Source organism: Bacillus sp. ISL-47 (assembly GCF_018613175.1).
In the GTDB taxonomy this organism is placed as follows: Bacteria; Bacillota; Bacilli; order Bacillales; family Cytobacillaceae; genus Cytobacillus.
The window spans coordinates 13,403-25,377 of the sequence record NZ_JAGGQS010000032.1; the positions used below are offsets into that span (position 1 = coordinate 13,403).

Here is an 11,975-nt window from a genome sequence, read left to right on the forward strand (position 1 = left end):
TAGGTGGATAGCCTTGTTAGTGGAACAATTAATAAACGGAATAACCCTGGGCAGCATTTATGCAATCGTTGCACTAGGGTTCACATTAGTCTTTGGAGTGCTTGGCATTATTAATATGGCACACGGAGAAATCTTTATGTTTGGCGCCTTTATAGGTGTTGTGGTGACTGCTACCTTCAAAGGGCCGCTTTGGCTCGCCTTCATTGCAGCTATATTGGTTACAGCTGCAATGGGGTATATGCTTGAACGTTTTGCTCTAAGGCCGCTGCGAAGCAAACAAGGTGTTTCACATTTGGCGCCATTAATCAGTACAATCGGTGTTTCAATATTACTGGAAAACCTGTCCCATCATCTCTTTGGTCCAGGCAATCATCCATTCCGGGCTTCATTCGCTGAAATAAGCTTCCAGATCGGATCGATAACCGTATACCTTGTGCAGATTGTCATCTTTATCATATCTGTCATTCTTATGTACGCACTTTCTTTTTGGCTTGGCAAAACAAAGGCAGGCAAGGCGTTAAGGGCAACTGCTGAAAACCTTGAAACAGCAAGCCTTCTTGGCGTTGATGTAAAAAGAACGATTACGATGACTGTTATCATAGCATCGGCTATGGGTGGAATTGCAGGCATCCTGGTCGGGATGGCTTTTAACTCTGTTACGCCGCAAATGGGATTGTCCATAGGGCTGAAAGGGCTTGCCATCATCATTCTAGGCGGTATGGGAAATGTCAAAGGTGCAATGGCAGGGGGGCTGATCCTTGGATTAGCAGAAACCTTTGTTGTGGTCTACGGCAATTCCGGCTACAAGGACGCAATCGCTTTTGTGGCCATTATCGTCATACTTCTCATTAGGCCGCAAGGATTGTTTGGCCAAAAAATTTCAGCGTAAGAAGGTGAATCCATGCTTGCAGAATTAATCAATCCATATCATTTACAGGTTGCTTCCTTCATATTAATCAATATTATTTTAGGAGTAAGCATTTATATTACGCTATCAACTGGTCAGCTGTCCCTTGCGAATGCAGGGTTTATGGGGATCGGCGCATATACTTCCGCACTTTTGACGCTGAATTTTGATCTGCCGATTATTGTGGGGATATTGGCAGGAACCTTAATGGCAGGTTTGTTCGGGATTATGATCGGAATTCCAACTTTAAGGCTACAGGGAGTTTATCTGGCGATTGTTACTCTTGGCTTTGGAGAAGTAATTCGTGTTATTTTTGTTAACTGGGAGTCGCTGACAAAGGGGGCAGTTGGCTTATCAGGGATTCCACATATGGGACGTGAAATCCTGAATACACTAAAAGGCTTTGGCTTCGATCCAAAGGTGCTAGGCCTGCAAAACAACCAATTTGTTTTCCTTACGATCTTCCTGCTGTTATTACTCATTACCATCAGCATTGTCCTGTTTTTCAGAAGGCAAAATCGATCTCGTGTGGGACGGGCTTTTGCAGCGATTAAGCTGGATGAAAAAGCAGCGGAGTCAATGGGGATCAATATTACTTATTACAAAGTTCTTGCGTTTGCACAAGGCGCATTAGTAGCAGGATTTGCCGGCACATTGTTTGCGCACGTGCTTGCTTACATAAGCCCTGCTGATTTTGCTTATCACCGTGCAGTCGAAATTTTAATTTTTGCAGTCTTTGGGGGCAGTGAAGTTATTTGGGGACCGGTATTTGGGGCGCTATTCTTGACCGTCATGCCGGAAGTGCTCCGTTTTATAAGCGAATACCGCTATATGATTTACGGATTAATCATCATTATTATGATGGCTGTCCGTCCTCAGGGGCTCATTGATGTAAATATCTTAAACTGGATCAAGCTGAAAACGTCAAAGAGGGGGCAAAAGCATGGTACTTCAAGTCAAAAAAGCATGTAAAAACTTTGGCGGGCTGAGTGCTCTCTCTGATGTCTCATTCTCAATAAATAAGGGAGAGATCTTTGGACTGATCGGACCGAATGGCGCAGGTAAAACAACGATGTTCAATTTGATTACATCGATGTTCTCACCCACTTCCGGTGAAATTGTTTTTAACGGAGATAACATAAATGGCCTGAAGCCGCATCTAATCACGAAAAAAGGCATTTGCAGGACATTCCAGAACATTCGTCTATTTCCGCAAATGACTGCAGAGGAAAACGTAATGGTAGGGGAGCACTGCAGGAGCAAATCAGGGGTTTTAAGCAGTGTCTTTCGGACAAAAAACCAGCGTCAGGAAGAGGAGAGAATCCGCCGCAAAGCAAATGAATTGCTTGAATTTGTTGGTTTGGGAGGATATGCAGATGTAATCTCGGACAGCCTGGCATACGGCCAGCAAAGAAGATTGGAAATAGCCAGAGCATTGGCCAGCAGCCCCAAGCTTCTACTTCTCGATGAGCCGGCAGCTGGAATGAACGAAACAGAAACAAGCGAACTATTTCAACTTATTAAAAAAATTCAGGAGCAGGGGATTACTGTGCTGTTAATCGAGCATGATATGCCCCTTGTGATGAAATTATGCGACCGCATTGCGGTACTTAACTTCGGCAAGAAGATTGCAGAAGGAACACCGGCCGACATTCAGAATAACCCTGATGTCATCGAAGCCTATCTCGGCAGCGAGGAGGAAGATTTGTATGCTTAAAGTAAACGGCATTTCCGCCTTTTATGGTAAAATCCAGGTCCTTAAGAACATTGGTCTGGAGGTGGAAGAAGGAAGCATTGTCACCATTCTTGGAGCAAACGGAGCCGGGAAAACAACGACCATGAAGACCATATCCGGGCTTTTGAAACCGCAGCAGGGCAGCATTGAATTTCAAGGTGAGGAAGTAAAGGGGCTACGGCCTGATCAGCTGCTGAGAAAAGGAATTGCTCTTGTTCCGGAAGGCCGGCAGATCCTCTCAGGGATGACAGTGCTCGAAAACCTTGAAATGGGGGCATATCACCGAAAGGACAATGAAATTGACCGGGATATTAAAAATGTAATGGCAAGGTTCCCGATTCTTGAAGAAAGACAGAAACAGCTTGGGGGGACTTTATCAGGCGGGCAGCAGCAAATGCTCGCTATTGCCAGAGCCATTCTCAGCAAGCCAAAGCTACTTCTCCTTGACGAACCATCTATGGGATTGGCGCCGCTGATCGTGGCTGATATTTTTAAAATTATAAAAGAAATTAATGAAGCTGGAACAACAGTCCTCCTGGTAGAGCAGAATGCAAGACAGGCTCTGCGCATATCCGATTATGGATATGTGCTGGAAACCGGAAAAATCGTAGCAGAAGGAAGTTCCCAGGAGCTGTTGAATGATCCAAGAATCATGGAAGCCTATCTGGGACGGAAATCAAGTTAATCTATTTATTGATGGCCAAATCTATTGATTTGGTCTTTTGTATGTTGGAAGGTAAGAGTATGTTAAAATCGATTTTATATTAAGGCAACCATTTTGGAGGATAGATGAAAAGGATTAAAAAGTTTTTTCAAAGAATGTTCCTGTTTCTTATCATTCTTGCTGTGTTTATGTTTGCCAATAACAGCTCCTTGTTTACTAAGGAAAGAGACGAAAAGCCCTTGCTGCTGGCGCATAGAGGAATGACACAGACCTTTTATATGGAAGGAATAACCGGGGATACGTGTACGGCAGAGCGAATTTATGAACCTGAACATCCTTTTATTGAAAACACAATTCCATCCATGGAAGCAGCTTTTGAAGCCGGAGCTGATGTAGTAGAGTTGGACATTCAGCCAACAAAAGATGGCCAGTTTGCTGTTTTTCATGATTGGACACTGGAATGCCGGACAGATGGCCAGGGGGTTCCAGGGAACATACAATGAATGAGCTGAAACAGTTCGACATTGGATACGGCTATACAGCCGATAAGGGAATAACTTTTCCGTTTCGCGGAAAAGGAACTGGGCTTATGCCTTCGCTTGATGAAGTAATGAAGTATTTTCCGGAAGGCAAGTTTTTAATCCATATTAAAAGCAATGATCCGAATGAAGGAAGACAGCTTGCTGAATATTTTTCAAATTTCCCGGAAAGCCGGCTGCAGGAGATAACGGTATATGGGGGAGATGAGCCTATTGCTGCGCTTCAGGAGAAAATGCCCGGTATGCGTGTGATGTCAAAGGCAACCCTGAAGAGCTGTCTCTTGCCCTATCTGGCTGCTGGCTGGACAGGATATATTCCTAATTCCTGTAAAGACACGCAGCTGCATATCCCTGAAGCTTATTCAAAATGGATGTGGGGCTGGCCTAATAAGTTTTTAAATCGTATGGATCAAGCTGGTACAAATGTCATCGTGGTTGCAGGCGACGGCGGCTGGTCTGAAGGGTTTGATAAACCAGCAGATCTGGAACGGCTTCCTGCTGACTATTCCGGGGGGATATGGACAAACCGGATTGATCTAATCGGACCCCTCTATAAGGGAAATTGACGCTTGGAGTAATCCAAGCTTTCTGCTTTTATAGACTGTTAACTTGGGCATCTTCACACAGGAGTTTAAGGAGACTGCCCTTTTCTAATTTTTTTACTGTTAAATTATTTAAAAATTTTGTAAAAAGGGATATTATATTTATAGCATTCTTTTATTTAGTTTACCGAAGGATTTCAGATGCCTTTTTATACATATATTAAATTTTGCAACTACAGCTTGGGGGACTACGAATGGTGAGGATTTTATCATACTTAAAGCCGTACAGGATTGCGGTGATGGTTGCTCTATTGCTGATGCTGACAGAGCTTGTGGTGGAGCTTATTCAGCCATTGTTAATGGCAAAGATCATAGATAACGGTATTATGAAAAATGATCTTCAGGAGGTTATGAAATGGGGAGGAATCATGGTCGGAGCTTCTTTTGCCGCTTTTGCTGCAGGTGTAATCAATTCCTTCTATGCTGCCCATGTTAGCCAAAGCTTCGGTTTTGATGTTAGAAAAAGTTTATATGAAAAAGTGCAATCCTTCTCTTTTGCCAATTTTAACCATTTCCCTACTTCTTCTCTGATCACAAGGATGACTAATGATATTACACAGCTGCAAAATACAGTCTTCATGAGTCTTAGAATTATGATGAGAGCGCCGCTATTAATTATCGGCGGCCTTGGGATGGCATTTGTTGTGAATGTAAAACTGGCGCTCATTTTATCAATAATGGCCCCTTTTCTGTTTCTTTTCCTGTTTTGGGTGATGGGCAAAGGCAGAGTAATGTTTAAAGGGGTTCAGGAAAAACTGGATGCTGTAAATAGTGTTATGCAGGAAAATTTGTCAGGCATTCGTTTAGTAAAAGCTTTTGTCCGTAGAAAGCACGAGGTGAAACGTTTTACAGAAACCAATAAGGATCTCAGAGATGGAACAGTCAATGCACTGCGGCTTATGGAAGTAACTATGCCGGTGCTGCTTTTGATCATGAACCTTTCTATTCTGGGTGTATTATGGTTTGGAAGCATTCAGGTCAATACAGGGGATGTGAAGGTGGGAGAGGTTGTCGCAATTGTCAACTATGCGACTAGGATAACGGCAGCTTTTTCGATCTTCTCCTGGATTATTATGGCCTTTTCTAGAGCCCGTGCCTCTGCAAATCGTGTCACTGAGGTATTGGAAACAGAGGTTGATTTAGCAGATCTTTCGGACTCCCGCAAAGATTTAACAGTAAATGAAGGAAAAATTGAATTCACAAATGTCTCATTTCAATATCCGGGAACGGCTGAAAAGGTTCTCGAGGATATCAGCTTTCAAATCAATCCCGGTGAAACGGTCGCCATTCTGGGTGCCACAGGAGCGGGCAAGACCTCTTTATTCCAGCTCATTCCCCGACTTTATGATGTAACTGGAGGAAAAGTTAAAATTGATGGGCATGATGTCCGCGAGATGAAAATGGAAAACCTCCGCAGGAAGGTCGGTTTCGTGCCGCAGGAAGCCTTGCTTTTTACAGGAAGTGTGAAAGAAAACATTTCATGGGGCAAGGAAGGGGCTACTATGGCGGAGATTACTGCAGCAGCTGTAAATGCACAAATTCACGAAACCATTATGAAGCTTCCTCAGCAATATGATACAAGAGTGGGGCAAAAGGGTGTTAATCTATCCGGCGGGCAAAAACAAAGATTGTCGATTGCACGGGCTCTTGTGAGAATTCCGAAAATCTTGCTGCTCGATGACAGCACAAGCGCGCTGGATATGAAAACAGAAGCAAAGCTGCTGGACGCTCTAAAGGAGTATACTTGCACGACATTGATTATCACGCAGAAAATCAGCACCGCAATTGAAGCGGACCGGATTTTGCTTCTGGAGGATGGAAAGCTGCTGGCTGAAGGCGATCATGACAGCTTGCTAAAAACATCCGGATTATATAAAAGGATTTTCCAATCCCAATCAGGAGAGGAGAATAGAGACTATGCTTAAACAGCTGAAAAGACCATTCCAATATAAAAAAATTCCTCTCCAGCTTGACGAAAAGGTTTCACCAGGAAAAAAGGCGAAATCAAAAAATATGGGGGCAACTTTAAAGCGGATTTGGACCTTTCTTTCCTATAATAAGATCCTGTTGTTCCTCGTTCTTCTCATGGTGCTCATCAGTTCGGCATTGGCTTTGCTAGGCCCATTTTTAGTGGGGGTGGCCATTGATGAATATATTGTCACACAAAATGGCGATGGTTTTATCACCTTACTGGCAGGGCTGACAGTGATTTATGTGTTTCACTCGCTTTCACTCTGGTTCCAGAACTATTGGATGATCGGCATTGCACAAGAGACTGTTTTTACGATGAGAACAAAGCTTTTCAGACATTTGCATAAGCTGCCGATTCCTTTCTTTGATAAACGGCAGCAAGGAGAATTAATGAGCAGGGTTACCAATGATATCGAGAATGTCAGCTCTACCTTGAATAGCTCGTTTATCCAGGTGTTCTCCAGTTTGCTTACCCTAATTGGCACGATTTCTGTGATGCTTTGGCTGAGTCCGCTATTGACGCTGATTACGCTCATTATTGTTCCATTAATGTTTCTTGGCATGAAATGGATTACAAAGAGGACAGGAAAACTATTCAAGGAGCAGCAAAGAAATCTGGGCGAGCTGAATGGTTATATTGAAGAAACGATATCAGGACAACGAATCATCAAAACGTTTTCACAGGAAAAAAAGGTCATTGCCGAATTCCATGAAAAAGGGGAAAGGCTTAGAAGAGCAGGATTTTGGGCCCAGACCTATTCAGGGTTTATTCCGAAGCTAATGAATGTCCTGAATAACCTTAGCTTTGCCATCATTGCGGGGATAGGGGGCGTGTTTGCTCTAAACGGTATGATTTCGATTGGTGTCATTGTCATATTTACCGAGTATTCCCGTCAATTTACCCGTCCGTTGAATGACCTGGCAAACCAATTTAACACGCTGCTGTCTGCGATCGCAGGAGCTGAGCGGGTATTTGACATTATGGATGAAGAGGAAGAGTTTAAGAATGAAAAGGATCTTAAAGAGCTTTCGCATATTAAAGGAAATGTCGAGTTTTGCAATGTATCTTTTTCATATGAAGAGGATGGCAACACGGTAAGGAATGTTAACCTCCATGTGAAAGCTGGGCAGACGGCTGCTTTCGTAGGTCCGACCGGTGCAGGAAAAACAACTATGATCAATTTACTTTCACGTTTTTACGAGCTGGACACAGGAAGCATTTTAATAGATGGCCAGGATATCTCCCTTGTGAAAAAAGAAAGTCTACGGAAGAATATGGGCTTTGTCTTGCAGGATTCCTTCTTGTTCAAGGGTACGGTTTGTGAAAATATCCGCTATGGAAGGCTGGACGCGTCAGATGAAGAAGTGGTGAAAGCAGCAAAGCTCGCTAACGCCCATTCTTTTATCATGAAGCTTCCCCAGCAATACGACACTGTTTTAAGCCAGGACGGAACCGGTATCAGCCAGGGGCAAAAACAGCTGTTATCTATTGCCAGGGCATTCCTCGCTAATCCAGGCATTTTGATTCTGGATGAGGCAACAAGCAGCATTGATACTGTGACAGAACTAAAAATACAGGATGCCCTGCAGGAGCTGATGAAGGGCCGGACCAGCTTCGTCATTGCCCATCGTTTAAATACCATTCAAAATGCAGATAAGATTTTTGTAATTGAAGAGGGGTGTATTCTTGAAGAAGGTACGCATGAATCGCTTCTCAAGCAGGAGGGCTTTTACTATCAGCTGCATGGTAAAGCTGCAGCGGAGGCGCATGCTTGACTGTGTTCGTCCCCAGCCCGCTGCGGTGAATGCAAGATAGAAAACACGGTCTACCCCAATAAAAAGCGGATTTGAGTAAGAATCAAATCCGCTTTTGATTTCTATAAAATGACCTTTTTTTCTTTTGCTTCTTTCAGCCAGTCCGGGAATTCAGTCAGTAATAGGTCATAAATCTCGTTATCTGATATGGTTTCAATATCTTTAATATGGAAAAAGTTTGCATTATCAATGTAACGGCCATCCATTTCGTCAAGCTTTTCCAATGCTTCAAAGCTGGAATCTCCTATCCCGACAAATTGCCAAAATAGCGGTTTATCAGAAGATGAAACAACTGGTTTTTTTATGGTTCTTTTGCAGCCTCCATCATTGATAAAAACAATAAAGGCAGGATCTCTGCTTGGGTCTTCGACCGTGTATTTCTGAATGACATCCTCCATAACAGGAGGTTCATCATTTCTGCCGAATTTATGAATTAGATCATTATTTAAGATGTATCGATCCACATAATCCTCAAAGTCATTTTCTGTTACAGGCTTCAGCCGGGAAAATTCATTATCATAAACCCAAATATCTAATGCCCCGTCGTCGTCAAATTGGCTGGCAACAGCCAGGATTCTTTCGACAACCTTTTGTACTGTACCGTTTTTATATAGCCGCCGCATAGAGCCTGAAATATCCAGAACAAGGCCGACTCTGGCAGTTACATTGTTTAAATTCTTTTTCTCCAGTATGACCCCGGCAGACTTTTTTAATAAACTTATAGACCCCATAATATCTCTCCTCAAGTAAATAATCACAACTAAAATTTACCATAATGAGAAATTAAAAGCTTCTAAGATGTTCCTCAATTTGAAAACCTCATAGCGAAGTCAATAAGCATCTTTTCATATAAATGAATAGAATGCGGAAGAACATATTCATTATTCCCGTGCCAGTTTAAGCCGGAAGGGCCAAACTCGATTGCTGGTATTCCGTAATTGGCGAAAAAGACCGTATCCGCAGAACCGTGCTGACCAAAGAACACCGCTTTACTTTCAGTATGTTTTTCGACGATCGGTTCGAGCATTAAAATAAAGGGGTTGTCCCTTTGGGTAATAAGCGGTTTGCTGAACATATTAACGATTACTTCGCCATCTGTAATGCCTTCAATTTGTTTGATGACGTCTTCATGATTCTGTGTTGGCAAGTAGCGGATATCATAGGATATCACACATTTTTCGGGAACTTTATTATATACATCACCGCCATCTATTTTAGCCAGATTAATAGATGGATAGGGATAGAACTCGGATGATTCTTTTGCAAAAGGCAATTTCAGCAGTTTTTGATGAACTTTAAAAGCTTTTTCAATGGCATTGACTCCCTCCCAAGGACGGCTTCCATGTGCGGGATCACCTTCTATTTCAATATCCAGCCTGATAACGCCTTTTGCTTCCAGCGCGATACCCAGCTGTGTCGGCTCGGAACAAATGACAAAATCACCGCGATAACCCTGCTCTGCAAGATAGCCTGAACAATTAAACCCGCCAATTTCTTCATCTGATACAATTTGAAGCTGTATTTTCACGCCTATTGGCTTCTTATGAAGTTCTTTAGCCGCACACATCATTGCAGCAACTCCTGCTTTCATATCTGCTGCGCCGCGTCCATATATTTTATCTCTAACTTCCACAGGAATAAATTGCTCATCCTTTCCTGAAACAACATCGACATGGCCATTAAAGATAACGGTTTGATCGCCGCTTCCAATTTCGCAGACAGCCATTTTATACCCATTGTTTTCAATCAATTCAGAAGGGAGGTCATGGCCTGACAGCCACTGATGGCAATATTCGATTGCCCGGTTTGCCCCCTCCTTGGTTGAGCTGTTAATTGAAATGAGATCCTTCAATACATTCTCCAGCATATTTTAAAAGGTCCTCCTTATATCTGAATAAGTTTTGCAAAGATATCATTCCTATTCCCGGCTTTAGGCAGAAGAAATCGTACTTTTAAAAATTCCTTTTAGAAGAAGAACTTTCATTCCCTTCAAGGCGATAGCTATCTAAATTCTAAGAATTAATTTTAATACTAAAAAAGGAAACAAAGCTCGGTTCCTTAGTCTCATAACTATTTTTCAGGCAGCTTTAGTTCAGCATTTCCATCTTCATCCATTTGCACAAATACTTTTTTGCCGTCTGGCCCCTTCCCAGCAAGAGGAAAAAAAGGTATGATAATTAGGCTGTTTATTTATTCACGAATTTATCAACATAGTAAATATTGATTTAAAAGAGATTCGCAAACTTATCAACACTATCCACAGGATTCGGTGGATTTACCCACAGAATTTTGTTAACATCCATATGGATGTGTAATATACCTTGGTGAAAGCAGTTATACAACTTATTAACATTACTCACATCCCTGTGGATAAAGGCCTGTTCACAACTTGATCAAACTTAGCCCAATATTTGTGAAGAATTGGTGAAGTGCATTGCAGAATGCTGTTAGAAGGAGTATATTAAAAGTGAAGAAAGATAGTGAAACATTTCACAAAATGATTCGCTAAAGTATCCTTTCTTCCAAAGAGCTGGCCGGCTTTTAAAAACCCAATAGGGGTTAAAAATTTTTTATTAAACATGTGAATAACTTCACAATATAAAATATGGAGATGATTATCATGAAATGGTGGAAAACTCCGCAAGCGGCAGCAGCGTGGACGATATTAAGAATTTGGCTTGGCATACAGTGGCTTGAAGCAGGGTGGCATAAAGTAGCAGATGGATTTGATGCAGGCGGATTTATGCAGGGTGCCATTGCAAAAGCAGGCGGCGACCATCCTGCAGTTCAGGCCTGGTATGCAGGATTCCTTGAAAGTGTAGCAGTGCCTAACGCAGATTTATTCAGCTTTTTAGTCGCATGGGGCGAAGTGCTTGTTGGTATTGGACTTATCCTTGGTGCAGCGACCATCCCGGCTTTAATCGCAGGAGCATTTATGAACCTTAACTTCTTAATGGCAGGAACTACAAGCACAAATCCAGTATTATATACTGCAGCAATCATCCTTCTCTTTACAGGAAGCGGCGCGTATTTCTGGGGCGTTGATAGATTTGCAATCCCATATATCAAGACAATGATGAAAAAAGGCGGACACGGCATCGGTAAAAGAGAAGCACATCATCACTGAATCTAAATGGAAGAAGCAGGGACACATTGCCCTGCTTCTTTTTTATAGCTGAAAAAGAGTTTCTTCCATGAGGGAAGGTGTATGAATGGCCACTTAGCGTTTTTGTTTGCTTCTAGCACGCTGGTCAGCAGCCTTGGAACGTGCCATTGCCTCGAGATCATCGTGATCGGCTAGATCGCGGTCGAATTCGACGTCTAAACCATCCGATTTCATGTTTTTTGGTACTTGTGGAAGTGATGCTTTGTTTCGGTCACGAGTTTTATGTCCATGTGCACGGCCCATTATGAAAACCCCTTTCAACAATAAAAGTACGGAAACTGAATGCTTCCGTACTTTTATCATGTGCCATTTTAAGGGCTGTATAGATGGTAATTAATGTTTTGGCTGCCTTCCAGCAAATCCGCCGGCTTTGTCCGCTCTTTTGAATTCTCTGGAATAGGTTACTTCCTGCATGCTGGATAATGTACTTTTTGATTTGTCCTTCTTCTTTTTGTCCAATTTGCTCATCCTTTCAAATATGCTTTCCGTCTTTCCTTATTTTTCCCTTATTTGAAAGAATTGATACTGGAGATTAACCGAAAAATGGATTTTGCTGCCTAATCAAAAATTCCAACA

11 protein-coding genes and 1 pseudogene are annotated in these 11,975 nt (G+C 42.4%); 8 read left to right on the forward strand and 4 right to left on the reverse strand.

Going from position 1 to position 11,975, the window contains the following annotated elements:
- The first annotated feature begins 13 nt into the window (after positions 1-13).
- The 7 genes and pseudogenes from J7I93_RS11525 to J7I93_RS11555 all read left to right on the forward strand — a co-directional run bounded on the left by J7I93_RS11525 (position 14) and on the right by J7I93_RS11555 (position 8,194).
- A complete protein-coding gene (locus J7I93_RS11525) occupies positions 14-889 on the forward strand; it encodes a branched-chain amino acid ABC transporter permease (RefSeq protein ID WP_214726004.1) in 876 nt (291 codons plus the stop codon).
- A gap of 12 nt (positions 890-901) precedes the next feature.
- Positions 902-1,879, forward strand: a complete 978-nt coding sequence (locus J7I93_RS11530; RefSeq protein WP_214726005.1) for a branched-chain amino acid ABC transporter permease — start codon at positions 902-904, stop codon at positions 1,877-1,879.
- Positions 1,851-2,624, forward strand: a complete 774-nt coding sequence (locus J7I93_RS11535) for an ABC transporter ATP-binding protein (protein WP_214726006.1) — start codon at positions 1,851-1,853, stop codon at positions 2,622-2,624. The genes J7I93_RS11530 and J7I93_RS11535 overlap by 29 nt, the downstream gene beginning before the upstream one ends.
- Positions 2,617-3,327: an ABC transporter ATP-binding protein gene (locus J7I93_RS11540; protein ID WP_214726007.1), complete on the forward strand. Its 711-nt coding sequence runs from the start codon at positions 2,617-2,619 to the stop codon at positions 3,325-3,327. Before J7I93_RS11535 ends, J7I93_RS11540 begins: the two co-directional genes overlap by 8 nt.
- A gap of 104 nt (positions 3,328-3,431) precedes the next feature.
- A pseudogene (locus tag J7I93_RS11545) lies at positions 3,432-4,411 on the forward strand (glycerophosphodiester phosphodiesterase family protein).
- A gap of 230 nt (positions 4,412-4,641) precedes the next feature.
- Positions 4,642-6,372, forward strand: a complete 1,731-nt coding sequence (locus tag J7I93_RS11550) for an ABC transporter ATP-binding protein (protein WP_214726008.1) — start codon at positions 4,642-4,644, stop codon at positions 6,370-6,372.
- Complete coding sequence (locus J7I93_RS11555) at positions 6,365-8,194, forward strand: ABC transporter ATP-binding protein (protein WP_214726009.1); 1,830 nt, start codon at positions 6,365-6,367, stop codon at positions 8,192-8,194. The genes J7I93_RS11550 and J7I93_RS11555 overlap by 8 nt, the downstream gene beginning before the upstream one ends.
- 101 nt (positions 8,195-8,295) lie before the next feature.
- On the opposite strand, the gene J7I93_RS11560 is transcribed toward J7I93_RS11555, so the two are convergent.
- Complete coding sequence (locus J7I93_RS11560; RefSeq protein ID WP_214726010.1) at positions 8,296-8,964, reverse strand: vWA domain-containing protein; 669 nt, start codon at positions 8,962-8,964, stop codon at positions 8,296-8,298.
- Positions 8,965-9,038: 74 nt separating this feature from the next.
- Positions 9,039-10,100: a M20 family metallopeptidase gene (locus tag J7I93_RS11565; RefSeq protein ID WP_214726011.1), complete on the reverse strand. Its 1,062-nt coding sequence runs from the start codon at positions 10,098-10,100 to the stop codon at positions 9,039-9,041.
- Positions 10,101-10,853: 753 nt separating this feature from the next.
- Between J7I93_RS11565 and J7I93_RS11570 the strand changes: the two genes are divergently transcribed.
- A complete protein-coding gene (locus J7I93_RS11570; protein ID WP_214726012.1) occupies positions 10,854-11,360 on the forward strand; it encodes a DoxX family protein in 507 nt (168 codons plus the stop codon).
- 93 nt (positions 11,361-11,453) lie between these two features.
- On the opposite strand, the gene J7I93_RS11575 is transcribed toward J7I93_RS11570, so the two are convergent.
- Together J7I93_RS11575 and J7I93_RS11580 are read right to left on the reverse strand one after the other, a co-directional pair.
- Positions 11,454-11,642: a YfhD family protein gene (locus J7I93_RS11575; protein WP_214726013.1), complete on the reverse strand. Its 189-nt coding sequence runs from the start codon at positions 11,640-11,642 to the stop codon at positions 11,454-11,456.
- Positions 11,643-11,732: 90 nt separating this feature from the next.
- Entirely contained in the window at positions 11,733-11,867 is a 135-nt protein-coding gene (locus J7I93_RS11580; RefSeq protein ID WP_214726014.1) for a YfhE family protein, read from the reverse strand.
- Positions 11,868-11,975 lie beyond the last annotated feature (108 nt).

What these genes read in the sequence shown, in the direction of transcription:
- J7I93_RS11530 (WP_214726005.1), top strand. Translation starts at nt 902, where the DNA reads ATGCTTGCAGAATTAATCAATCCATATCATTTACAGGTTGCTTCCTTC.
- J7I93_RS11535 (WP_214726006.1), top strand. Translation starts at nt 1,851, where the DNA reads ATGGTACTTCAAGTCAAAAAAGCATGTAAAAACTTTGGCGGGCTGAGT.
- J7I93_RS11540 (WP_214726007.1), top strand. Translation starts at nt 2,617, where the DNA reads ATGCTTAAAGTAAACGGCATTTCCGCCTTTTATGGTAAAATCCAGGTC.
- J7I93_RS11550 (WP_214726008.1), top strand. Translation starts at nt 4,642, where the DNA reads ATGGTGAGGATTTTATCATACTTAAAGCCGTACAGGATTGCGGTGATG.
- J7I93_RS11555 (WP_214726009.1), top strand. Translation starts at nt 6,365, where the DNA reads ATGCTTAAACAGCTGAAAAGACCATTCCAATATAAAAAAATTCCTCTC.
- J7I93_RS11560 (WP_214726010.1), bottom strand. Translation starts at nt 8,964, where the DNA reads ATGGGGTCTATAAGTTTATTAAAAAAGTCTGCCGGGGTCATACTGGAG.
- J7I93_RS11565 (WP_214726011.1), bottom strand. Translation starts at nt 10,100, where the DNA reads ATGCTGGAGAATGTATTGAAGGATCTCATTTCAATTAACAGCTCAACC.
- J7I93_RS11570 (WP_214726012.1), top strand. Translation starts at nt 10,854, where the DNA reads ATGAAATGGTGGAAAACTCCGCAAGCGGCAGCAGCGTGGACGATATTA.
- J7I93_RS11575 (WP_214726013.1), bottom strand. Translation starts at nt 11,642, where the DNA reads ATGGGCCGTGCACATGGACATAAAACTCGTGACCGAAACAAAGCATCA.
- J7I93_RS11580 (WP_214726014.1), bottom strand. Translation starts at nt 11,867, where the DNA reads ATGAGCAAATTGGACAAAAAGAAGAAGGACAAATCAAAAAGTACATTA.